Source organism: Rhizobium sp. BR 250, assembly GCF_047445855.1.
In the GTDB taxonomy this organism is placed as follows: Bacteria; Pseudomonadota; Alphaproteobacteria; order Rhizobiales; family Rhizobiaceae; genus Agrobacterium; species Agrobacterium tumefaciens_I.
This window is the reverse complement of sequence record NZ_JARWKW010000002.1, coordinates 268,420-292,060: the sequence shown is the minus strand read 5'-3', so window position 1 is coordinate 292,060 and position 23,641 is coordinate 268,420. Positions and strand designations below refer to the sequence as shown.

21 protein-coding genes are annotated in these 23,641 nt (G+C 60.9%); 15 read left to right on the top strand and 6 right to left on the bottom strand.

Annotated features, from left to right (window positions below):
- The first annotated feature begins 2 nt into the window (after positions 1 to 2).
- The 6 genes from QD336_RS04485 to lpxK all read left to right on the top strand — a co-directional run bounded on the left by QD336_RS04485 (position 3) and on the right by lpxK (position 6,069).
- Complete coding sequence (locus tag QD336_RS04485) at positions 3 to 1,349, top strand: TldD/PmbA family protein (protein WP_499169556.1); 1,347 nt, start codon at positions 3 to 5, stop codon at positions 1,347 to 1,349.
- A 93-nt stretch (positions 1,350 to 1,442) separates the two neighbouring features.
- On the top strand, positions 1,443 to 2,249 hold the full coding sequence (locus QD336_RS04480) for a 3'(2'),5'-bisphosphate nucleotidase CysQ (protein ID WP_499169555.1): 807 nt from the start codon (positions 1,443 to 1,445) through the stop codon (positions 2,247 to 2,249).
- Positions 2,250 to 2,310: 61 nt separating this feature from the next.
- Entirely contained in the window at positions 2,311 to 2,550 is a 240-nt protein-coding gene (locus QD336_RS04475) for a DUF4170 domain-containing protein (protein ID WP_006313175.1), read from the top strand.
- Positions 2,551 to 2,764: 214 nt separating this feature from the next.
- Positions 2,765 to 4,087, top strand: coding sequence for a lipid IV(A) 3-deoxy-D-manno-octulosonic acid transferase (gene waaA / locus QD336_RS04470; RefSeq protein WP_006699512.1), 1,323 nt, complete (start codon positions 2,765 to 2,767; stop codon positions 4,085 to 4,087).
- A complete protein-coding gene (locus tag QD336_RS04465) occupies positions 4,081 to 4,818 on the top strand; it encodes an HAD family hydrolase (protein ID WP_269342193.1) in 738 nt (245 codons plus the stop codon). Before waaA ends, QD336_RS04465 begins: the two co-directional genes overlap by 7 nt.
- Before the next feature lie 204 nt (positions 4,819 to 5,022).
- Positions 5,023 to 6,069 carry a tetraacyldisaccharide 4'-kinase gene (gene lpxK / locus QD336_RS04460; RefSeq protein ID WP_499169553.1) on the top strand — a complete coding sequence of 349 codons (1,047 nt, stop codon included), beginning with the start codon at positions 5,023 to 5,025 and terminating at the stop codon, positions 6,067 to 6,069.
- An 81-nt stretch (positions 6,070 to 6,150) separates the two neighbouring features.
- Here lpxK and QD336_RS04455 read toward each other — a convergent pair whose 3' ends face one another.
- Both QD336_RS04455 and mutL read right to left on the bottom strand, forming a co-directional pair.
- On the bottom strand, positions 6,151 to 6,372 hold the full coding sequence (locus QD336_RS04455; RefSeq protein WP_499169551.1) for a DUF2093 domain-containing protein: 222 nt from the start codon (positions 6,370 to 6,372) through the stop codon (positions 6,151 to 6,153).
- Between the two features lie 146 nt (positions 6,373 to 6,518).
- Entirely contained in the window at positions 6,519 to 8,351 is a 1,833-nt protein-coding gene (mutL, locus tag QD336_RS04450) for a DNA mismatch repair endonuclease MutL (protein ID WP_499169691.1), read from the bottom strand.
- Positions 8,352 to 8,759: 408 nt separating this feature from the next.
- Between mutL and QD336_RS04445 the strand changes: the two genes are divergently transcribed.
- From QD336_RS04445 to QD336_RS04435, 3 genes are all read left to right on the top strand, one after another.
- A complete protein-coding gene (locus tag QD336_RS04445; protein ID WP_499169690.1) occupies positions 8,760 to 10,379 on the top strand; it encodes a response regulator in 1,620 nt (539 codons plus the stop codon).
- A gap of 86 nt (positions 10,380 to 10,465) precedes the next feature.
- Positions 10,466 to 11,818: a putative bifunctional diguanylate cyclase/phosphodiesterase gene (locus tag QD336_RS04440; RefSeq protein ID WP_269342198.1), complete on the top strand. Its 1,353-nt coding sequence runs from the start codon at positions 10,466 to 10,468 to the stop codon at positions 11,816 to 11,818.
- A 167-nt stretch (positions 11,819 to 11,985) separates the two neighbouring features.
- Entirely contained in the window at positions 11,986 to 12,465 is a 480-nt protein-coding gene (locus tag QD336_RS04435) for an SRPBCC family protein (protein ID WP_499169549.1), read from the top strand.
- A 185-nt stretch (positions 12,466 to 12,650) separates the two neighbouring features.
- Here QD336_RS04435 and QD336_RS04430 read toward each other — a convergent pair whose 3' ends face one another.
- From QD336_RS04430 to QD336_RS04415, 4 genes are read right to left on the bottom strand one after another with little or no spacing between them, the layout of a single operon-like run.
- Complete coding sequence (locus tag QD336_RS04430) at positions 12,651 to 13,538, bottom strand: SMP-30/gluconolactonase/LRE family protein (protein ID WP_499169547.1); 888 nt, start codon at positions 13,536 to 13,538, stop codon at positions 12,651 to 12,653.
- 4 nt (positions 13,539 to 13,542) lie between these two features.
- Positions 13,543 to 14,172, bottom strand: a complete 630-nt coding sequence (locus QD336_RS04425; protein WP_269342205.1) for a 2-dehydro-3-deoxy-6-phosphogalactonate aldolase — start codon at positions 14,170 to 14,172, stop codon at positions 13,543 to 13,545.
- A gap of 13 nt (positions 14,173 to 14,185) precedes the next feature.
- Positions 14,186 to 15,100, bottom strand: a complete 915-nt coding sequence (locus QD336_RS04420; protein WP_499169545.1) for a 2-dehydro-3-deoxygalactonokinase — start codon at positions 15,098 to 15,100, stop codon at positions 14,186 to 14,188.
- Positions 15,100 to 15,903, bottom strand: a complete 804-nt coding sequence (locus QD336_RS04415; RefSeq protein WP_499169544.1) for an SDR family NAD(P)-dependent oxidoreductase — start codon at positions 15,901 to 15,903, stop codon at positions 15,100 to 15,102. Before QD336_RS04415 ends, QD336_RS04420 begins: the two co-directional genes overlap by 1 nt.
- 51 nt (positions 15,904 to 15,954) lie before the next feature.
- Between QD336_RS04415 and QD336_RS04410 the strand changes: the two genes are divergently transcribed.
- The 6 genes from QD336_RS04410 (at position 15,955) to QD336_RS04385 (ending at position 23,586) form a co-directional block, all read left to right on the top strand.
- Entirely contained in the window at positions 15,955 to 16,824 is an 870-nt protein-coding gene (locus QD336_RS04410) for an IclR family transcriptional regulator (RefSeq protein WP_499169542.1), read from the top strand.
- 211 nt (positions 16,825 to 17,035) lie between these two features.
- On the top strand, positions 17,036 to 17,776 hold the full coding sequence (locus QD336_RS04405; RefSeq protein ID WP_499169541.1) for a helix-turn-helix transcriptional regulator: 741 nt from the start codon (positions 17,036 to 17,038) through the stop codon (positions 17,774 to 17,776).
- A gap of 78 nt (positions 17,777 to 17,854) precedes the next feature.
- Positions 17,855 to 19,078: a CmpA/NrtA family ABC transporter substrate-binding protein gene (locus QD336_RS04400; protein WP_269342211.1), complete on the top strand. Its 1,224-nt coding sequence runs from the start codon at positions 17,855 to 17,857 to the stop codon at positions 19,076 to 19,078.
- A gap of 128 nt (positions 19,079 to 19,206) precedes the next feature.
- Positions 19,207 to 20,337 carry an Mrp/NBP35 family ATP-binding protein gene (locus tag QD336_RS04395; protein ID WP_499169540.1) on the top strand — a complete coding sequence of 377 codons (1,131 nt, stop codon included), beginning with the start codon at positions 19,207 to 19,209 and terminating at the stop codon, positions 20,335 to 20,337.
- 336 nt (positions 20,338 to 20,673) lie between these two features.
- Positions 20,674 to 21,651 (top strand): magnesium transporter CorA family protein, encoded by a 978-nt coding sequence (locus QD336_RS04390; protein ID WP_269342215.1) that lies wholly within the window; start codon positions 20,674 to 20,676, stop codon positions 21,649 to 21,651.
- Positions 21,652 to 21,666: 15 nt separating this feature from the next.
- Positions 21,667 to 23,586 (top strand): potassium transporter Kup, encoded by a 1,920-nt coding sequence (locus QD336_RS04385; RefSeq protein ID WP_269342216.1) that lies wholly within the window; start codon positions 21,667 to 21,669, stop codon positions 23,584 to 23,586.
- Positions 23,587 to 23,641: the final 55 nt, after the last annotated feature.

The following is a 23,641-nucleotide window of genomic DNA, read 5'->3' as shown; positions in this document are numbered from 1 at the left end:
TCATGTCCTCAGAAATAGATTCTTCCAAACTTCTCGATCGCGCCAGCGAGCTTGTCGATCTCGCCCGCGCCGCCGGCGCTGATGAGGCGGATGCCGTTGTCGTCCGCTCCCGCTCGCAATCGGTCGGCGTGCGGCTCGGCAAGGTGGAAAGCACCGAATCCTCCGAAAGCGACGATTTTTCCCTGCGCGTCTTCGTTGGCCGCCGGGTGGCGAGCGTTTCGGCCAATCCCGGCTTTGACCTGAAGACGCTGGCTGAACGGGCCGTCGCCATGGCGAAGGTCTCGCCGGAAGACCCCTTTGCCTGCCTTGCGGACAAGGAACGGCTGGCAACCTCCTATGACGATCTTGAGCTTTTCGATGCGACGGAAGTCTCGGCGGATCAGCTGCGGGAAGCGGCACTTGCGGCGGAAGAGGCGGCGCTCTCGGTCAAGGGCGTCAGCAATTCCTCCGGCGCCGGCGCATCGAGCGGCATGGGCGGGCTCGTCCTCGCCACCTCGCACGGTTTTTCCGGCAGCTATATGGGCAGCCGCTTCAGCCGTTCGGTCAGCGTCATCGCCGGCGAAGGCACGAAGATGGAGCGTGACTACGACTTCGACAGCCGCCTTTATTACGCCGATCTCGATGCGGCCGAAGAGATAGGCCGCCGCGCCGGTGAAAAAGTCGTGCGGCGCGTCGGCCCGCGTCAGGTCGATACCGGCAGCAACATCACCGTGGTTTTCGATCCGCGTATCGCCCGTGGTTTTGTCGGCGCCATTGCCGGTGCGATCAACGGTGCGTCGGTTGCCCGCAAGACCAGCTTCCTGCGCGACAAGATGGGCCAGCAGGTTTTGAAAAAAGGCCTCCATCTCACTGACGATCCGCAGATCGTGCGCGGCCCGTCCTCCCGTCCTTTCGATGGCGAAGGTGTCCGGGGCGAGAAGATGACGATGATCGAGGATGGTGTGCTGAAACACTGGTTCCTCTCCACTTCGGCGGCGCGGGAACTCGGTCTTGAAACCAACGGCCGCGGCGTGCGTGGCGGCACGGCGGTCTCGCCGGCCTCCACCAATCTGGCGCTGGAGCCGGGCGATCTGTCGCCGGAGGAATTGCTGGCACAGGTTGGAACCGGCTTTTACGTCACCGAACTGATCGGCCACGGCGCCAATATGATTACGGGTGAATATAGCTGTGGTGCCAGCGGCTTCTGGATCGAGAATGGCGAAAAGACCTTCGCCGTGTCCGAGGTCACCATCGCGTCCAACCTGAAGGACATGTTCATGCGGGTTACGCCGGCCAACGATATCGACCGCAAATACGGCGTTGCCGCACCGACGCTCGCCATCGAAGGCATGACGATCGCCGGCAAGTGACGCGGCCTTTGGGTTGTTTTCGCCAGCGCTTTGTGTGCAAGTGCGAAGAGAAAAACGGGCGCGCCGTTCGAGGCGCGCGGAGAAGACGGCAAAATGAACGATATGGCTGAGGCCCGCTGGGCCTCCGATCTGAGGCTGATCCTTAAAGCCGCCCGCAAGGCGGGCGAGACGGCGCTGGGTTTCTTCCGCAAGGATCCCGAGGTTTGGTGGAAGAACGGCGGGCTTTCGCCCGTCAGCGCGGCCGATTACGCCGCCAATGAAATCCTCGAAACCATCCTGCGTTCCGCCCGGCCGGATTATGGCTGGCTTTCGGAAGAGACGGATGACGACACCGAGAGGCTTTCCCGCTCCACTGTCTTCGTCGTCGATCCCATCGATGGCACGCGCGCCTTCATCGGCGGCCGGGATACCTGGTGCGTCAGCGTCGCGGTTGTGCATGAGGGAAGGCCGGTGGCTGCGGCCCTGGTCGCACCGGCGCTTGCCGAGGAGTTTACCGCAGTTGAAGGCGGTGAAGCTCTGAAGAACGGGGCACCCGTTTTTGCCGCGCGCGAAAATGCCGGCATCTTCCATCTGGCAGCACCGGAAGATGTGATCACGCATCTGCCGGAAGAGGTGCGGGGCGGCGTCAAGCGCATTCCGCATGTGCCCTCGCTCGCCTATCGGCTGGCCATGGTGGCGGATGGGCGCATCGACGGAACGCTGGTCAAGGCCAACTCGCATGAGTGGGATCTCGCCGCCGCCGACCTGATCCTGGAGAGGGCGGGCGGGCGTCTTGTCGGCCTCGATGGCAAACCTCTGATGTATAATCGCCGCCAGGTGAACCACCCCGCATTGTGCGCCGCAGCAGATTATGCGCTGCCCGCACTTTTGAAAGCGTTTTCACATCTGTCTGACAGTTGACGTTTGCCGGGAAATCCCGCAGATGAAGGCCTCTCTCAGCGTTTAAGAAAGAGATAAAGACATGACGGAAACTGGCAAACCGAAACAGCTGCTGCACCTCGTCTTCGGCGGCGAACTTGAAAACCTTCAGGATGTTCAGTTCCGGGATTTGAACGCACTCGATATCGTCGGCATCTATCCGGATTACGCTTCCGCGCTTACCGCATGGAAATCCAAGGCGCAGATGACGGTCGACAATGCCCATATGCGTTATTTTATCGTGCATATGCACCGTCTTCTCAATCCCGACGACAAAATTTGAGTCCTTTTCCCCTTGCGTTGTAATACTATTGGGTGAAGGCGGGTTTTCCCGTGATTCCTGCGCAAGAGGCGCAGGCCGGGAATACCAGGGCGAGAAAATGTGATCGCGCTTTCGTTTCCGATGACAAAAAATGACGCAATTTAAGAAGAAGTAGGCGGCGACAACAACAAGAACAGGGGCAGGCATTGCGCGGAATGATCAAGGGCAGAATGTCATGAGCAGCCGTATCGCACGTTTCGCTCTTTCCGGTTACCGGATCGCCGGTATCGCCGCTTATCCCTTTGCCAAGCCCTATCTTTCCTATCGGGCGGCGAAGGGCAAGGAAGACAAGCGCCGCCGGCTTGAACGTTTCGGTTACGCCAGCGCCGAGCGCCCGCGCGGGCCGCTCGTCTGGTTCCACGCCGCAAGTGTCGGCGAAACGCTTGCCCTCATCCCGCTGATCCGCGAAATCCGCAAGCGCGATATCTTCGTGCTTCTGACCACGGGCACCGTCACCTCGGCTGAACTGACCCGCACCCGGCTCGGCGACGACGTGATCCACCAATATGTGCCGCTCGATATCAAGATCGCGGTCAACCGCTTCCTGACCTATTGGGCGCCGGATGCCGCCATAACGGCGGAATCGGAAATCTGGCCGGTGACGATGATGGAACTGGAGCGCCGGCACATCCCGCAGATCCGCGTTAATGCGCGGCTCTCCGACCGTTCCTTCGACCGCTGGAAAGCCCGGCATGATATTGCTGAATCGCTGTTTTCCAAGCTGGCGCTGGTGGTTGCGCAATCCGATCTCGATGCCGAACGTTTCCGCGATCTCGGCTCCTGGCCGGTGGTGATTTCGGGCAACCTCAAGGGCGATACGGACCCGCCGCCCTGTGACGAGGCGCTGCTGGAGAGCTATCGCAAACAGGTCGGCAATCGCAAGACATGGGCGGCGATCTCCACCTTTGACGGCGAGGAGAAGGCTGCCGCCACCGTGCATGCGGCGATCAAGTCGCGCAATGGCCAGTTGACCATCATCGTGCCGCGTCATCCCGAGCGTGGCGATGAGGTGGAAGCCATGCTGAAGGGCATGAACCTTTCCGTCGCCCGCCGCAGCCGCAATGATGTAATTACCCCGGAAACCGATATTTTCCTCGGCGATTCCATCGGCGAAATGGGGCTTTACCTGCGATTGACCGAGCTTGCCTTTGTCGGCCGCTCGCTGACGGCCGAGGGCGGGCAAAACCCGCTGGAGCCGGCCATGCTCGGCTGCGCCGTCCTGTCGGGCGCGCATGTGCAGAATTTCCGCGAGGCCTATCAGAAGCTGATCCGCGCCGGCGGCGGTCGTATCATCCGCGATGTCGAGATGCTGGCCAAAGCGGTGCATTATCTGCTGGTCAACGACAATGAGCGTTACAAGATGATCGATGCCGGCAACCGGGTCATTCAGGACATGCGCGGCGCGCTTTCCTCCACGGTCAAGGCGCTGGAACCCTATATCAACCCGCTCACCGTCTCCGCCAAGCTGCAACCGCGGAGCGCCATCGGTTCATGGTAGCGGATATCGAACTTGATGCGGCACAATCGATTGCCGCTGTGCTCTTCGACAAGGACGGCACGCTTTTGGGTTATGATGCCAGCTGGGGTCCGGTGAACCGCGAACTTGCGTCGATTGCCGCAAAGGGCGACGCCGCACTCGCCGACCGGCTTCTTGCGGCCTGCGGCATGGACCCGATCACTGGTCATGTCGTGCCGGACAGCCTGCTCGCCGCCGGCAATACGGCGGAAATCGCTGCCGGTCTGGTCGCCGCCGGCTCTCCCTGCGATGTCGTCGAACTGACGCAACGCCTCGACCGGCTGTTCACCGAGGCCGCGGATAAATCCGTGCCGGTCACCGATCTCAAGGCGTTTTTCGCAAGGTTGAAGGCGCGCGGCTACAAGCTCGGAATCGCCTCCAGCGACAATGAAAATTCCATCCGTCAGACGGCCATCCGCTTCGGTTTCGAAAGCGATATCGATTTCGTGGCAGGTTATGACAGCGGTTACGGCACCAAGCCGCAGCCCGGCATGGTTCTCGGTTTCTGCGCGGCCATCGGTTTTCCGCCTGAACGCGTGGCTGTTGTCGGCGACAATAATCACGATCTGCATATGGCGAAAAATGCCGGCGCCGGTCTGCGCATAGCCGTGCTGACGGGAACGGGTTCGCGCGAAAGCCTTGGTGCGGATGCGGATTATTGTTTCGACGATATCACCGGGCTCGAAGCCCTGCTGCCGGAACGGGCGGTCTAGGAAGAGCCCAGCTTCCGTCATTCCGGCTTGAGCCGGAATCCAGCCAGCCCAAGTCCTTGGGCTGAAAAGAGTCCTTTCCGCCGCGCGGACGCGAAAACCCGTCTATTCCATTTTTGCAATTTACGGTTTTTTCTGGCAAACAACCCCCTGACGTATGACATCCGAACGGAATGCCGTGGGCGACGCGGCCGGGAGCGGGAATAGATGGTTTCTGAAGCGCCGCCCTTCTGGTGGCAGAAAGCAGGTTGGCAGGCATGGATCCTGTCACCTTTTTCGCTTCTCTACGGCAAGGTTGCCGGCCGGCGCATGCGGACGGCAAAACGGGCGAGCGTTCCCGTTCCGGTCATCTGCATCGGCAACTTCACGGTCGGCGGGGCAGGCAAGACACCGACGGCGATAGCCGTTGCCAGAGCCGCGCTTGCACGGGGAATGAAGCCCGGTTTCCTCAGCCGCGGTTATGGCGGCACGCTTGACGTCACCACACTTGTCGATGCGCAGCACCACCGCGCCGCCGATGTCGGCGATGAGCCTCTTCTTCTGGCGCGCGAGGCGGTGACGGTGATTTCACGCAGACGCGTGGAGGGCGCACACCGGCTGGTGAAGGAAGGCGTTGATCTCATCATCATGGATGATGGTTTCCAGAGCGCCCGCCTGACGCTGGATTACGCGCTGGTCGTCATCGATACGGTGCGCGGCATCGGCAATGGCCATCTCGTGCCCGGCGGCCCGGTGAGGGCGCCGCTGGCAGAACAGATGCGGCAGATGACCGGACTGTTGAAGGTTGGGAAGGGTCACGCGGCTGATCCGCTGGTAAGGCAGGCGGCAAAGGCCGCCAAGCCCGTCTTCGTCGCCGCGATTACGCCGCAGGAGCCTGAGGATTTCCGGGGAAAGCGCGTGCTGGCTTACGCCGGCATCGCCGATCCGGCGAAATTCTATCGCACCGTCGAGGCGCTGGGCGGCGATATCGTGCTGAGCCGCTCCTTCCCGGATCATCACCATTTCAGCGATGACGAAATCGACGATCTCCTCAAGGATGCCCGCAGGGAGAATTTGCAGCTGGTGACGACCGCCAAGGATGCGGTGCGGCTCAACGGGCATCACGGCCGGGCGGAAGAGCTGCTGTGGAACAGTCAGGTGATCGAGATCGACATGGCGTTCGATGATCCCAATGCGGCTTCGACGATTATCGAGACGGCGGTGGCAAACTGCCGGGTGCGCCTGCTGCGGGACAATGGGCGTTCGTCGCTTTAGGCATTTTCCGAACCTAAGCCGCTTGGCACCTTACCTTTCACTCCTGTGACAGGGATGAGGGTGGTGAGGTGAGCACCGTTATCAGGCCGGCAGATTGCCCGCCTTCCGCTCACCCTCCAGCGAAGCCGCCGCATCCACATAGGCTTCCTGCCGCGCCACGCTCCAGTAACGCAACTCGTCGAGCGGAATGGTCCTTCCCGTCACGGCGCAGATGACATGCGAGCCGGTCTGGACGATGCGGAAATCACCGTCGAGATATTCGATGACGGCGAGGCGGTTGCCGCCTCCTTCAAATCTGTTCATCCGTTTTCGTCTCCTGCTCTGTCCTGTCAGGGCACCCAGTCCGAAACGGCGTAGCGTTTTCCTGAACAATCCGGATGCTCCAGTGTCTTGAATTTATATAGCCGGGCGCGGCGCAAGGCCAGCCCCGCGCAGTTCAAATGAAGGCGTCAGCTGCGGCCGAAGAGCCGTTCTATATCGGAAAGTTTCAGTTCGATATAGGTCGGCCGGCCGTGATTACATTGGCCTGAACCCGGCGTGTTTTCCATCTGCCGCAGAAGCGCATTCATCTCCTCCGGCCGCATGCGCCTGCCGGAGCGCACCGAGCCGTGGCAGGCCATGGTCGCAGCGACATATTCCAGCTTGTTGGCAAGCGTGGAAGCCGCGTCCCATTCGGCGATCTCATCGGCTAGCTGGCGCACCAGCCCCTGCGCGTTGACTTCGCCGAGCATGGCCGGCGTTTCCCGCACCGCGATTGCACCCGGCCCGAAACGCTCGATGACGAGCCCCAGCGCGCCGAAACCGGCGGCATGATCCATCAACCGGTCGCAATCTTCCTCGGGAAGGTCGATTATTTCAGGGATGAGCAGCACCTGTGAGGGCGGCCGCCTCGAATGCAGGGCATTGCGCATTTCCTCGAACACCAGCCGTTCATGTGCGGCATGTTGGTCGACGATGACGAGGCCGTTTTCCGTCTGCGCGATGATGTAGTTCTCATGCAGCTGCGCCCGTGCCGCTCCAAGCGGATAAAGCACCGGCTCCGGCGAAAGGCTTGCGGAAGCCTCATAAGCATCGCGTGGTTCCGCCCGTGCGGTCGGCATGGTGATGTCGGAAAAGCGCGATTGCACCGCTTCGGCAAATTGCATGTCCCCGGAAACGGCGAGCGGCCGCGACGGCGAGGTTGCGGCGGACCATGGTGCGGAAGCTGCCATCGAAGGCGAGGGCCTGAGGCTGGAGGGGCTGTAGCCTGGGCGGAAGGCATTCATCATCTGGCTGGCGCCCGTCGTTGCCGCCCTGTCGCCGTCGCGCGTCAGCGCCTGGCGGATCGCACCGACGATCAGCCCGCGAATGAGGCCGGGGTCGCGAAAACGGACGTCGGATTTCGCCGGATGCACGTTCACATCCACAAAGGCGGGGTCGAGGGTGATCGACAGCACGGCGACGGGATAGCGCCCATGCGGCACGGTTTCGGCATAGGCGCCCCGAATGGCGGATAAAAGCAGCTTGTCCTGCACTGGGCGGCCATTGACGAAGACATATTGATGCGCCGAGTTGCCGCGGTTGAAGGTCGGCACGCCGGCAAAACCGGTCAGCGTCACATCCTCGCGCCCGGCATCGATCTCGATGGCGTTATCCTTGAACTCCGCGCCAAGGATCTGCGCCATGCGGGCGAGATGATCGTCGCCGGTCGAGGGAATTTCCAGTGTTGAACGATCGGTGCCCGAGAGCACGAAGCGGATATGCGGAAAGGCGATCGCCATCCGTTTGACAACCTCGGTGATGGCGGCCGCCTCGGCGCGTTCCGTCTTCAGGAATTTCAGCCGCGCCGGTGTGGCGAAAAACAGATCGCGCACCTCGACGATGGTACCGGCATTGGAGGCTGCGGGCCGCACGTCCGATACCTTGCCGCCGGTAACCGAAATCATCGAGCCCTGTTCGGCACCCTGCTGGCGGCTGGTGATCGTCAGCTTGGCGACCGAGCCGATGGAGGGCAGCGCCTCGCCGCGAAATCCGAGTGTGCGGATATCGTCCAGCGTGTCGGAAATTTTCGAGGTGCAGTGACGCCTGACCGCAAGCTCCAGATCGGCCGGCGACATGCCGGAACCGTTGTCGGTAATCCGCACCAGCCCCTTGCCGCCGCCGGCCGTGGCGATCTCGATCCGGGTCGCGCCCGCGTCGATGGCGTTTTCGACAAGTTCCTTCGTGGCGCTGGAGGGTCTTTCGATGACCTCGCCGGCGGCGATCTGGTTGATGAGGGTTTCTGAAAGCTGCTTGATGGCCATGATCGTCATTTTCGCGGATTCGCGGCGGCTTCGAAAGTAAAAAACCGGGGCTGTGGACATTTGCACATGTTTTGCTGGCTTCCGGGCATTTAATCATTTCGGTCAAGAGGGGGTTAAGCGTTAATCCGCCTTTAATCGGCCACGAATATGGTGGGGCGGCTTGAAATGACCGCAGGAACGAGGCCCCCTTTGCCGGGTGGTGTGTGACGTCGACTATGGGTGAGCGTCATCTTCTCCTCACGACTGCTTCAAGTGGCGAACCCTGATGTCTCTTTTTCGGAATTTGTCGTTTCATCCCGGCATCTGCCCTGGACGATTCCAATAGAAACATAAGCCTGATCCAGAAAAACAGGTGGGAGTTTGCAGTTGAGTGATTTGGCGTCCTCTGGCGCGGGCGTTCATACGGTGATGCTTGATGCCCTTTGCGACGCGCTTGGCGCGGCGATCGTCGTTTACGACCGGAACGATCACATTATTTTCGCAAGCCGGAAACTCCTGAGCTTTTTCCCGCTGGAAGAGGCCGTCGCCTGCCCGGGTGCGCGGCTGCGCGACTATCTGAGCGCGCTTTACGATTGTTATCTGCTGGAGGCGGAAAGCCTCTCCACCAATGCCCGCCAGCTCGGGCGGGAGGAATGGATCGGCGAGCGGCTGGCGCTGCACTGGAAGGAAAGATCGGAAAAGACCGAGCGGCTGAAGGGAGAACGCTTCCTGCGCTTCGTCATGAACCGGCTGCCTTCCGGCCTCGGCATCAGCGTGGTTGCCGATATTTCCGAACAGAAGAAACGCGAAGAGCAATGGCGCCTCGACCTTGAGCGCGTCCAGTTGATCGAAGATATTCTCGACAATCTGCCGTTCCCGGTTTTCGTCAAGGACCGGAACATGGCCTATGCCGCCGTCAATAAATCCGCCTGCGCCCTGGTGGAGACCAGCGCCGAAAACATTCTCGGCCGTACCGTTTTCGATCTGCATTCGCGCAAGGTCGCCGGCCGGATCGACGCGGCTGACCGCATGGTGCTGGACAGCGGCGTGTCGAGGGTCATCCCCGAAAGGGTGCGGCGCCTGAATGGCGAAGAGGTGCTGACGATCACCCGCAAGCAGCGCGTGGGCCGGCCCGGCCGCTATTTCCTGGTCACGACGATGGAGGATGTGACGGCGCTCGCCACCATCGATGCGAACGGCAGGCCTGTCATCCCATCGCTCGAACATGTTCCCTTCGTATCCTCCACCTATGGCAGGGATGAGGAAACGGATGGCCGCAGCGGGCTCTTGAAGAGCAAGGCGGTACTGGTCGTCTCTGAAAATACACGCTTTGCGGAGGCCGCCGGCCGGCGGCTGGCGGCGGGCGGCATGGACCATGCGGCGGTGACGAGTGAGGACGAGCAGCGCGCCTTCATCGATATCGCCGCTTCCGCCGGCGTGGGTATCGATGTGGTCGTTGTCGACGCCCAGATGAGCGTCGCATGCCTTGATATCGCCGCCGAACATGATCTGCCCGTCGTCACCATCGAGGAAGAGGAGATCGATGCATCACTCATGCATTATCTCGCCGTCGGGCTGAAATCCTCGCCGAAGGAGAAAGCGGCGGATGAGGACTGGGAGATCATGACCGACGACCTGCCAGAAATCCTGAGGACCGGTGGCGTCTGCGACATCCTTCTCGTCGAGGACAACCGGGTCAACCAGATCGTCTTTTCGCAGATACTCGAAGGCCTGGGGCTTTCCTGGCGGCTCGCCACGTCTGGCGAGGAGGCTCTGCGGCTCTTTGTGGAGCAGCCGCCATCCCTCGTTCTGCTCGATACGACACTCGGCGATATTGACGGCTTCGAGGTCGCCGGCCGCATGCGTGATCTCGCCGGTGACCGGCGTATTCCCATCGTCGGCGTCATTACCCACGCCTTCGAGGGCGATCTCGACAAATGCCTGGCGTCCGGCATGGACGACATGCTGCTGAAGCCCGTCAGTCCCGATATGGTCGAGGCGGTTTTCCTGCGGCTTTTCGGCAAGGATGCCCTGCGGCTGCAGGCCTGAAACTGCCCTTTTCGGGAGGCTATGGCTTTTTTAATACTTGCCCTGCATTGTGAGTGCGTTGACACAGGGATTCACGAGATGCAGGAATGAAACGGGCAGAGCCGCCAACGTTGCAGGTCAGCCAGAACGAGCTGCAGGCGATGGCCTACAGCGATCCGCTGACGGGACTTGGCAATCGCTATCGTCTGCGCGACAAGATTCGCATGCTCGCCAGCGAGCGTTCCAGCGATCCCGCTCCCTTCACAGTCGGCATCGCCAATATAGACGGCTTCAAACCCATCAACGATCTTTTCGGCGTGCAGGCTGGTGATGAAATTCTCTGCCAGGTGGCGCACCGGCTGAAGGCCTGCATTCCCGATGGTGCCATCGTGACGCGCCATGACGGTGACGAATTCGCCTTCGTGCTGCCGCTGGTCTTCGAACGCACCGGCGCCGAGCGCATCGGCAACATGATCAAGGACGTGCTTTCGGCCCCTTATGATCTCGGCGATCGCAACGTCCGCCTGTCCTCCTCCTTCGGTTTCGCAATCTATCCCTTCGCCGGCGATGAATATGAGGATCTGATGAAAAGCGCCGAGACGGCGCTTTACCGCTCGAAGCGACGCGGCCGGGGCCAGATCACTGTCTATTCGCGCGAGATCGCGCAGGAGATGAAGCGCGCCACGCAGCTGGAACAGGCGCTCAGAAACGCCATCATCGCCGATGCCATCGACGTGCATTTCCAACCCATCGTCCGGCTGGAAGAGGCGAAGGTCATCGGTTTCGAAGCGCTGGCCCGCTGGAACGATCCCGATCTCGGGTTCGTGTCGCCCGCCGTCTTCGTGCCGCTTGCCGAAGAGCGCGGTTTCATCGACGCCCTGTCGGAAGCCCTGCTGCGGAAGGCCGCGGAAGCGGCGCTGTTCTGGCCGCGCGAACTGTTCCTGTCCTTCAACCTGTCTTCTGCGCAATTGATGGACCCCAGCACGGCGGATAATATTTTGTCCATCCTGTCGCGCGTTGGCCTCGATCCGCACCGGCTGGAGCTGGAAATCACCGAAACGGCGGTGATGACATCCGCCGATACCGCGCAGCGCATCATCAGCGAATTGCAGAGTGCCGGCGTCCGTATCTCGCTTGACGATTTCGGCACCGGCCAGTCGAGCCTCGGCCGCCTGCGCGATTTCACCTTCGACAAGGTGAAGATCGACCGCGCTTTTGTTTCGCGCATCAGCAGCGACCGTCCCTCCGAACACATCATCAAGGCCATCGTCGCCATGTGCGAGGGGCTTGATCTCGAAGTCGTGGCCGAGGGGATCGAGGAGCGGGTGGAAGAGGAAAAGCTGCGCGCGCTTGGTTGCGCCATGGGTCAGGGCTATTTCTACGGCCGCCCCGCCGACGCCGCCGCGACCCAGCGTTACCTGCACGAGAATTATCGCGAGATATTGTCGGATATTTCCTGAGGCAACATAGCCTTGCCGAAACGTTTGCTGGTCACTTCATCGCGTTGCCCTGCCTTGTCAAGGTTCTGAGCTTGGTCGGCAAAGAAGAGAAACTCTCTGGTATATCCGCTCTGCGCGTTCGATAGTGGTTTGCGTGAGCATACTCCTCGAGTTGGAGAGCGGCGATTTTGAGCCATTACCTAGTTTCTCAGGCCATCTCCATATCGGCCCCTCCTTCCCGACTCTGGGAGGCATTGGTTCATCCAGATGCTGGAGACAGGTGGCGCATTGCACACTTTCGGACGGATTGGCGTTTGGGTGAGGCATTTGAGATCGCAACGACGATAGGGACGAAGCTTTACAGGGATAAAGGACGGGTAATCGCGATCGAGCCACCTTCACTGCTTCAATATTCATATTGGTCGCGAGTGTCCGGTCTTCCCGATATCCCGAGCTCCTATTCGACGGTTACAATGGCTCTCAAACCCAGAGGTGACGAAACGCTCCTGACGGTCGAACAGCAGGTGCCTGCATCGCCGGTGCGCAAAGGCGACGGATGGGAGATCGGAGAAGAGTCGGGCCGTCACCACGCTGCCTTCTACTGGAGGATGACGCTGCCGATCCTGAAGCGAGCCGTTGAGGCAGGTTGGCCATTCTCTGAGGCATAAAACTACCAGCCGTTTCGCGACTGGTTCGAAGTAAGCGAACGCTCAGGCTCAAATTCCTGCGCCTGTCACGGGAACCAAGCCGACGCGCGTCTGCGCGGCGGAGGGAGCTTTCGGTTCAAGGACTTGGGCCGGTTGGATCCCTGTGGCAAGCACAGGGATGAGGAGAGGGCTGTGCGTGCCGCGTTTCACAAGCGGTAAAGCGGCTCGAACCGGCCCTTGACCTCGATGCCGAGTTCGAACGTCAAACCATGCTGCGGATTTTCCGCGATGGCGGCGTCATCAAGATGTTCGCGCGCCGAGGTGACGAGCAGACGCGATGCGTCGGGGCCGATGAAGGCCGGGCAGGTCGTCTGTTTGCCGGGCACCTCATATCGGGCGATGTGGTTGCCATCCGTATCGTAACGATCGACCGCGCCTTCACCCCAACGGGCATTCCAGATATGCCCTTCGGCATCGCAGACCGATCCGTCGACACCGCCATCGGCATCGCTGGAATCGATGAAGACCTCGGCCTTGCTCGTGGGAAGGCCGGTCTCAGCATCGAGAGACACCCGCATCAGCCTGTTCACCTTGGTATCGACGAAATATCCCGTCGCGCCATCGGGCGAGAAGCAGATCGAATTCGGAATGCTGATATCGGCGAAAAGCTTTGTCACCGTGCCTTTGGCAACATGATAGATGCTGCCGGCGCCGGTCTCGGCCTTGCGGCCCATGGTACCGATCCACAACGCGCCCGATGGGTGCACGCGCCCGTCATTGGAGCGGTTGCCGGGCAGGTCGCTTTCCAGTTCGGCATGCAGCGTCAGAACGCCGGTTGCGGTGTCGCGCAGGAAAAGCCCGTCATCGGAGGCGATCAGCTGCTTGCTGTCGCTGATCTTGGCCAGCGCGCTGCCCATGAAGGGCAGGGCGTGCACGGTCTTGCGGCCCGAGGCGAGATGCAGCTCATGCAGCTCGCGCCCGAGAATATTGAACCACCAGGCGGTGCCGGTCGCCGGGTCGAAGGTCGGGCCTTCGCCAAGCAGCATCGGCGTCTCGTCCAGAACACGTCCGGCAAAGGGGAAAACGGTCGCCAAGCTCTTATCCTCCGATGGCCGCATCATAGGCCGCAAGTGTGACAGCGGCGCGTTCACGCACCTCCGCCGCCGTCATGCCGGGTTTGTAAAGGCTGGTCCCGAGGCCGAAAGCCAGGATACCGGCCGAGGTATAGTCGGAAAAGTTCTTGTCCGAGACGCCACCGACGGCGGCGATGACCAGATCCTTCGGCAGGATCGTCCTGATGGCATTGATGCCGGAAGGACCGATGATGCTGGCGGGGAAGAACTTCAGCCCCGTCGCCCCGGCCTTTGCGGCCACCAGCGCCTCGGTGGGGGTGAGGACGCCCGGCATCGTCACCATGCCCTTGACGCGGGCGGCGACAATCACGTCCGCATCGGCATTGGGGCTCACCATCAGCTTGCCGCCGGCCGCATCCAGCGATGTCACGTCTTCCACGCTGAGCACGGTGCCGGCGCCGATCAGGCAGTCGGCCGGCGCCATCTTGGCGGCGATCTCGATCGAACGGAACGGATCGGGCGAGTTGAGCGGAATTTCGATGGCGCGGAAGCCGGTCTCGATTAGCGCGCCGACGACGCCCTCGGTTTCCTCGGGTTTCAGACCGCGCAGGATGGCGATCAGCGGATATTTGATGGAAGGGAAGGGAATACGCATGATGTGTCTTATCCTATGGCCAGATGGCATTTGCTGCGGCGAGCAATCCGCGCCGCACGGCCTCGTCGGCGTCGATGACCGTATAATCTATCTCAAGGGCGGTGAAGGCACCTTCATAAAGCGCGCCGAGCGCGCCGGAGCCGATCAGTACCACCGGCGTCTCCCGCCGCGCAGCGGAATGGGCGCCGGCGATTTCGAGGCCGATCATGATACCGGAGAGCCGGGCCTTGGCGTCGGTTGCGACAAGGCCGTGCAGCAACTGGCCGGATCGCAGGGTGAAAAGGCGATTGGTGGCAAGCTCGGGATGGGCGTAGATATCGCGCACGGCGGCCGTGAAAGCCTCATGCGCGCCGGTAAAGGCTTCGGCCTCCGCCACGGCGTGCGAAAGAATCGTCTGTTTCGAGATGGCTTCGAAGAGTTCGCCGGTCATGAAGGTGGCGAAACGTGTCACGCCGCCATCCTTGACGGTGACCCATTTGGAATGGGTGCCGGGCATGCAGACGAGCTTTTCTCCCTTATCGGCGGAAGCGAGCGCGCCGAGCAATTGCGTTTCCTCGCCGCGCATCACGTCGGGCGCGCCTTTATCCCGCTGCGCCAGACCCGGCAGGATGCGCACATCCCGTGCCTGACCCGGTACGCGAACCGCGCCGTCGAGAACCGCCGAAAGTGCTGCCGGCACGTCGATATAACCCGCCTCGACCCAGCCTTGCCGGGCACCGGCCATACCGCAGACGAGAACCGGCAAATCCGCCGGTGCGCCGATGGCGTCGAGATGCGCTTGCAGCACTTCCGCAAAACCGGTCCGCATGGCGGTGGTCATGCCTTCCGCGCTCCTGCGCTCGGCCAGCACCGCGCCCGACCGGCTGAGAAGCCAGAGCCGGAAACTGGTCGTACCCCAGTCGACGGCGATAAAAGCGGGTTCAGACATTACAGGAGGCCTCCGTCTACGATAATGGATTGCGCCGTGATGGCGCTCGATGCCGATGATGCAAGAAACAGGCAGGGACCCGCCAGATCGGCGGCGATGAGCGTGCGTTTCAGGCACTGCCGCGCCGTGGTGGCGGTGATGCCTTCATCCGTCAGCCACAGTTCCTTCTGCCGCTCCGTCACGATCATGCCCGGCAGGAGCGTGTTGACGCGGATATTCTCCGGCCCCAGCCTGCCGGCAAGGCTTTTCGTCAGTCCGATAATGCCGGCCTTGGCCGCCGCATAGGAGGGCAGTTCGCCCATGTTCAGCAGAAACGAGATCGATGAAAAATTGATGATCGAGGCGTCCTTCGCCTGTCGCAGATGGGGAAGGGCGGCCTGAACGGTGAAGAACATCTGCTTGAGATTGACGGCCTGATTGGCATCCCAATAGGCTTCCGTGACGCTGTCTATATCGTGACGGTCATCCCAGGCGGCATTGTTGACCAGCACCTTGATGCCGCCGGTGGCGGCGGCAGCCGTATCCACCGTGCGCTTGATTGCGTCGATATCGCTGAGGTCGGCCCGGAAATAATGGACCGGGTGGGGTGCCGTCGCCGCAAGCCGCTCCACGAGGGCCACGCTCGGCGCTTCGGCGATGTCGATGAAGGAAACTTTCGCACCCTGCATCGCGAAAGCCTCGACCAGCGATGCCCCTATGCCGGAGCCGCCGCCCGTGACAAGCACGCCCGCATCCTTGAGGTCTGGAAATCGGGCTTGCGTCATCGGCGTCATCTCGTCCACGGAAAGGCTTGATTGTTCCATTATTTGGAACTAGATTTTACTAAATGGAATTATTCTCTTGGCGTCACGCTTATGTCAAGACGGATGACGGTGGATGTTGCCATGCCCGACGATAAAAAGCCCAATGGGGAAAAGCCCGCTGCGGTTCCGGCCTCGCAGGGGAAAACCGAAAATGCCACCGGCACGCTCGGCAAGGTCGTCTCGCTGCTGGAGCTGATCGCCTTCGCCGAAAAGCCGATGCGTTTTACCGATGTGGTGGAAGCCTGCGGCCAGCCGCGCGGCACGGTTCACCGCCAGCTTGCCCATCTCGTCGCCGAAGGCCTAGTGGATCATGCGGCCGATCAGACCTATGCGGTGGGGCTGAGGCTCCTGCAACTGGCTGCGAAAGCCTGGAGCGGCAATGATCTGCGCAGCGTCGCAGCCCCCCATCTTTCTGCCCTGCAGGAGGCAACGCAGGAATCCGTGCACCTCGCCGTTCTGAACGGCGGGCAGGTCACCTATCTCGACAAGATGGAAGGCCGGCATACATTGCGCATGCATTCGCAGGTCGGCAAAACCTCGCCGGCCTATTGCACGGGGGTGGGCAAGGCGGCGCTGTCGCTGCTGTCCGTCGATGCGCTGGCGGAACTTACAGCAGGAATGGAGTTTCACCGCTTCACGGAGGCGACGATCACGACGCCGGAAGCCCTTGTCGCGGATGTGACCGCCATTCGCGAAAATGGCTATGGTTTCGACCTTCAGGAACATGAAATCGGAATTCATTGCGTCGCCGCACCGGTCCGGGCGCCCGGCCGCAATTTTCGCGCGGCGATTTCCGTTACCGGCCCCGCCTATCGGGTGGATGTGGAACAGCTTCGCAAATGGGCCCCTCTGGTGCGCGAGACGGCCGATAAAATCTCCGTGGAACTTGCCTGCAGATTATCCCCGGTTGCGGATGATTGAGGAAAAGCGCGGGGCGCATGCTCGCGGATTTCCCTGCCGAAAAGGCGGTTCGGCCACCCGTTTATGTGCGTTTGATATTATTTTCGATTATTCTGATTTAAGTTTTCAACTTTTGTTTGCATAAATCGATTTGCTGAGTAACATCCCCATGATTTCCGGGCAAAGGCGGGTCTTTGCGGCGGCATTTTCTCATTCTCGAAGAACAGCTTTGATGCAGAAAACAGAAACGGCCGCCGTTCAGTCGATTGGTGTGGATTGCGTTCGCGAGATCGCCGATCTGAACACGCAGTTCGATATATTCCGCTTCCTGAAACTGCTGACGGAGGCCTGGGAATTCCGGGCTTTCATGGTGCTCGACCTGTCGTCGGAACTGGCGAGCGAATTGTCGCAATATACCATCATCACCAGCTGGCCGGCCGAGCTTTTGCAGCGTTACGACGAAGAGGGCATGCTGCAGAACAGCCGCGTCATGGCGCAGCTGAAAAAATCGACCATACCTTTTTCGGTCTCCAGGGATTTTCTGCTCAGGGGCGACGAGCGTATCGCCAAAAAAACGGTGATCAGCCTTTTCGAACGTTTTGAAATGATCAATTCGGTCTGGTTTCCCGTTCACGACATCACCATGATGCGCGGCGCCGTATCCTTCTCCGGCAACAAGACAGCGCTTCCCGCCAGCCAGCTCGCGGAGCTTTTTTACATTTCCAGCCACATCTTTGCGCGGCTGTCTGAAATCCGCCGCCTCGATCTGCGGGTTCCCGAGACATTGAGCGAGCGGGAGCTTGACTGTCTGAACTGGACCGCCGCCGGCAAGACCAGTGCCGAGATTGCCGAAATCATGATGCTGTCGGAACATACCATCAATCACTACCTGAACCGGGCGACGAAAAAACTCGACACGGTCAACCGCACCCAGGCCGTCGCCAAGGCGCTGCGGGTTGGCCTGATAAAATAGCGAAATCGTAATTTTATCATTGTGATAAAGCGCTTCCTGGGCGATCCTTCTTTCGAATCACCGGAAAGGAGAAATCGTTTGCCGGAACGGCATAGGGTAAAAGCGGGATTTTCTCCGACTATCGATTGCGCCGTGCTGATAGCCGCTGCCGAAAAAGGCTTTGCTGCCGATGAAGGCATAGAACTGGACCTTTTCCGAATGCAGTCCGCGCGCGCGGTGCTTACCGCACTTGCCGAGGACGGCGTTCATATCGCACATTTGCCGGCTCCGGTTCCGGTGGGGTCCGCCGTCGGGCTCGATGACCTGCCGGCCGATATTGTCGGCGTTTTCACGCTTTCCCTTGGCGGGTCGGCAACGACCGTTTCGCACGGATTTTACGACGAGCTTTACCGCGAAGGGATGAAGCTGCCGGATCCGGCGGCCTTTGGACGGGCAATGGCCCGCGTCTGCGCCGCACGTCGGGCGGCGGGCGCAAATCCGCCGGTCTTTGCGGTCGAGGATATCGTCTCCACGCCGTTTTATGCCCTGCGTTATCTGCTCGGAAGCTGTGGCGTGCTGCTCGGCCGGGACATGGAAATCGTCGAAGCCCTGCCGAAGGCGATGCCGGGGCTGATGGAAAGCGGCAAGGTCGACGCGCTCTGTACCGCCGAACCGTCCGGCAGCGCCGTGGTGCTGGGTGGCGCCGGACGCATCGTCACCACCGGGGCGTTGATCTGGCATAATGCGCCGGAAAAGATACTGGCGGTAAAAAGAGGCTGGGCGGAGGAGAAGGCCACCCTGCTGGAAGGGCTGCTGCGCGCGCTTTACCGCGCCGGCGAATGGTGCGCCAATGCCGCCAATATCGAGGAACTGGCCGGCATCCTCGCCGCCCCTCAATATATGGACGAAAACGGTGAGTTCCTGCTGCCGGCGCTGACGGGCTATATTTCCACCTCGCAGCGGGACATGCGGCGTTATCCTGAGTTTTTCGTGACGAGTGCGAAGGCCGCCAATTTCCCCTGGCAGAGCCAGGCTCTCTGGTTCTTCAGCCAGATGTTGCGCTGGGGCGAAATTCCCGCCGAAAGCCGGTTCGATGCGGATGTCATGGAGGCTGCGCGCAATGCCTACCGGCCGGATATTTTCCGCAAGGCCATGAAGCCGCTTTTCGTGCCGGTGCCGGGCGCGAACCTGAAGCTGGAAGGCACGCTCAGGGAACCGGTGCATGTCGGCGCGTCGCGCACGGGCCTCGTGCTCGGCCCCGACTGTTTTTTCGACGGTCGTGTCTTCGACCCGGAAACGCTGGCGATGGACGACGAAATCTGAAATCGCAGCGTTAAATCGTCGCGAGCGCTTCACCTTTACGCTTTGGCATTGGCGAAGCGCTCCGGCTTGTCTATGGATGGCGCGGAATGAAGCCCGTATCCGGCCGGATGATATAGCGGAGTAAAATTATGGCAGAGGTCAGCAAGAACCAGGTCGAAAAGGCGTTGGAAGCCGTTATCTATCCTGGCAGCGGCAAGAACATCGTGGCGCTTGGCATGGTCTCGGAAATCTTCATCGCCGACGCGAAAGCCTATTTCTCGATCACCGTGCCGGCCGACAAGGCCTCCGAAATGGAGCCCCTGAGGCTTGCAGCCGAACGGGCGGCCAAAAGCGTGGAAGGTATTGCTGGCGCAGTCGTCGCGCTGACCGCCGATCGCAAGCCCGGCCAGCAGCAGCCCGCACCCGCACGTCCCGCCGCGGCAACCGGCCGGCCGGCCACGCAACCCGGCTCATCCAAGGTCGGTGTACCGGGCGTCCGCGCCATCATCGCCGTGGCCTCGGGCAAGGGCGGGGTCGGCAAATCGACGACGGCCGTCAATCTGGCGCTTGGCCTGCAGACGCTCGGCCTCAAGGTCGGCATGCTCGATGCCGATATTTACGGCCCTTCGCTGCCTCGGCTCCTGAAGATTTCCGGCCGTCCGCAGCAGCAGGAAGACCGCATCATCCTTCCCATGGAGAATTACGGGCTGAAGGTCATGTCCATGGGATTTCTGGTGGATGAGGAAGCCGCAATGATCTGGCGCGGGCCGATGGTGCAGTCCGCGCTGATGCAGATGCTGCGCGAAGTGGCCTGGGGCGAGCTGGATGTGCTGGTGCTGGACATGCCGCCCGGCACGGGCGACGCACAGCTCACCATCGCCCAGCAGGTGCCGCTTGCCGGTGCGGTCATCGTTTCCACGCCGCAGGACCTGGCGTTGCTTGATGCGCGCAAGGGCATCACCATGTTCCGCAAGGTGGAGGTGCCGCTGCTCGGCGTCATCGAGAATATGAGCTATTTCATCGCGCCGGATACCGGCGCGCGCTACGATATTTTCGGCCATGGTGGCGCCAAAGCCGAAGCGGAGAGGATCGGCGTGCCGTTCCTCGGCGAAGTGCCGCTCACCATCTCCATTCGCGAGATGTCGGATGCCGGAACGCCGGTCGTCATTGCCGAGCCGGATGGCCCTCAGGCCGCGATCTATCGCGATATTGCAGAAAAAGTCTGGGCCCGCATCGGCGCGGGCGAGAGAAAAGCCGCGCCGAAAATCGTTTTCGAATAATGCGCTGCCTGTCCGCATAAACCGGACAGGCGTCTGCCCGTTTCGAATAATCTTTTGAAAACAGAAGATTAATCGTAAAGTATCGGGCATTTCTCGCAGGGTTGAGCTCCAGAAATGCTTTGTCTGCAAGGCTGTCACGAAAAAATATTGCTTGATTGCGCCTCGCTTTGGGCGCATACGCCTGCGCCGTTTGGCTCTCGGTCCATCGGGCTGGCGGGACATGATGTCCTGCGTGTTCCGGAGTGCCCTGAAGTGTCGTCCAAAGGTTTGCCGACCGCAAACAGGATATGTTAAGCAGCATTGCGGCAAGCCTGCGATGTGGAGCGGAGAAACGGATTGATAAAAGCCTATCGCGCCAATTGCGAGGCGATCAGCCTGTCGACAGACGACGGCTCCGGACCGATTCCCGACGACATCGTCTGGATCGATCTCGTCAATCCGGACAGGGCGGAAGAGCAGCGTGTGGAAAAGCTGCTGGGCGTGGAACTGCCGACGCGCGAAGACCTGAAGGACATCGAGCCTTCCAGCCGCCTCTATATGGAAGACGGCAATGTCTTCATGACCGCCTCTCTGGTGTGGAAGGCGGATTCGGACGATCCGGGCCTTACCGATGTCGCCTTCATTCTGGTCGGCAAGCGCCTGGTGACGATCCGTTATGCCGAGCCGAAATCCTTCCACCTCTTCATTGCCGCCATCACCCGCACGCCGCACGAGATGCGCAGCGGCACGGCGCTGCTTTTGAAACTGCTCGAAACCATCGTCGACCGCACGGCGGAAATTCTCGAAAATTCGGTCGCCGGCATCGACAATCTCGCCGCCGACATTCTCGGCAGTCAGGCTCGTTCCAAACGCAAGGCGCCGCGCTATCTTGAAGACCGCCTGACCAATATCGCCGCCTATCACCGGCTGATCTCGAAGGTCCGCGTCAGCCTCGCATCGCTGGCGCGGCTACAGACCTTCCTCTCCACCAGCGATCAGGCTCGCGATGATAGGGGGGCGAAGGAACAGGGCAAGTCGATCGGGCGCGATATCCAGTCGCTGAACGAACATGCCTCCTTCGTTTCTGGCAATCTGACCTTCCTGCTGGACGCCTCGCTTGGTATCATCAACATCGAGCAGAACAGCATCATCAAGATTTTTTCCATCGCTTCGGTGGTGTTCCTGCCGCCGACGCTGGTGGCCTCCGTTTATGGAATGAACTTTCAGCTCATGCCGGAGTTGAACTGGACATTTGGTTATCCGCTCGCGCTCGTCATCATGCTGATGTCCGCCATCATCCCGTTTCTCTTTTTTCGTTGGAAGGGCTGGCTCTGAGGAGCCAGGATCATCATGTCCCAGATCGCTGACAAGGATGTTGCCGAGAAACCGGATGCGGATGACGAGCACAGGAACAAGGGGCTTTATGCCGCGATCCTCGGTTCCATCGGCGTTGTCTACGGCGATATCGGCACCAGCCCGCTCTACGCCTTCCGCGAGGCCCTGCGGCCGATCGCCTATGACGGCGTGACGCAGGAAGAAGTCATCGGCCTCACGTCGCTGATGATCTGGTCTTTGACGATCATCGTCACCTTCAAATATATCACCCTGCTGTTGCGCGCCGACAATGACGGCGAAGGCGGCACGCTGTCGCTGCTGGCGCTGCTGATGAAGACGGCGGGCACCCATCGCGGCGTTCTCATCGTGCTCGGCCTCATCGGCGCGGCCCTGTTTCTGGGCGATGCCATGATCACCCCGGCACTGTCAGTGCTTTCCGCGGTGGAAGGCCTGAAGCTCGTCACGCCGGAAATGGACGCCTTCATCATTCCGATTTCCGTTGGCATTCTCATCGGCCTCTTCGCCATTCAGTCCCACGGCACGGGCACGGTGGCGAAGTTCTTCGGGCCGATCACCGCGGTCTGGTTCATCGTCATGGGCCTGGCGGGCCTTATCCACATCGCTGACGATTTCAGCATTCTTTTTGCTTTCAATCCCTGGCATGCCGTCGAGTTTCTGGCGAATGAAGGCTTCTACGGCATCGTCGTGCTCGGCGCAGTCTTCCTGACGATCACCGGGGCTGAAGCGCTTTATGCCGATCTCGGTCATTTCGGCCGCCGTCCCATCCAGTGGGCGTGGTTCTGTCTGGTTTTCCCGGCCTTGACGCTGAACTATCTCGGGCAGGGCGCGCTGGTGCTGAAAGACCCGGCGGCCATGTCCAATCCCTTCTATCTGATGTTCCCGCAATGGGCGATCCTGCCGGCTGTCATTCTCGCCACCGCCGCCACCATCATCGCCAGCCAGGCGGTCATCACCGGCGCGTTTTCGCTGGTGCGCCAGGCGATCCATCTCGGCTATCTGCCGCGCATGGAAATCCTCTTTACGTCTGAAACCAATACCGGGCAGATTTACCTGCCGGCCGTCAACACCATCCTGCTGTTCGGCGTCGTGGCGCTGGTGCTCACCTTCAAGAGCTCGGATGCGCTGGCCACCGCTTACGGTATTTCGGTTACCGGCGCGATGGTCGTCACCAGCCTGATGTTCTTCGAATTCGTGCGCAAACGCTGGCAATGGTCGGTCTGGCTGGCAATTGCCGTGCTGGCCCCGCTTCTGGCGCTGGAACTGATCTTCCTCGGCGCGAACCTGCTGAAGATCCACGATGGCGGCTACGTGCCGGTGCTGCTGGCAATTGCCTTCACCGTCATCATGACCACCTGGCAGCGCGGCTCGAAAATCCTTTTCGCCAAGACCCGCCGCGGCGATGTGCCGTTGAAGGCCTTCGTCGCTTCGGTGGAAAAGGAAAGTGCCCATGCGCCGGTGCGTGTGCCGGGCACCGCGATCTTCCTCACCGGCGATCCGGAGGCAGCACCAGCGGCATTGCTGCACAATCTCAAGCATAACCATGTGCTGCACGACAAGAACGTCATCCTGACGATCCGTACCGAGGACCAGCCGCGCGTTCACCCCGAAGATCGCTATACGCTGACGAAGCTGAGCGAACGTTTTGTCGTGGTCGAACTGCATTTCGGCTTCATGGAAACCCAGAACGTCACCCAGGCGCTGGGTTATTTGAGACGCACCGGCTACAAGTTCGACATCATGTCGACCTCGTTTTATCTCGGTCGCCGCAAGCTGGTGCCGGATCCGAAATCGGGCATGCCCGGCTGGCAGAACCGCCTGTTCATCGCGCTTGCCGAAACCGCTGCCGACCCTTCCGACTATTTCCGCCTTCCGGCCAACCGTGTGGTGGAGCTGGGTTCGCACGTCGTCGTCTGATAGAGGCAGCCTTCCGGCGGCGCGCGGGTTCCTGTTTCCTTCGTCATACCGGCCT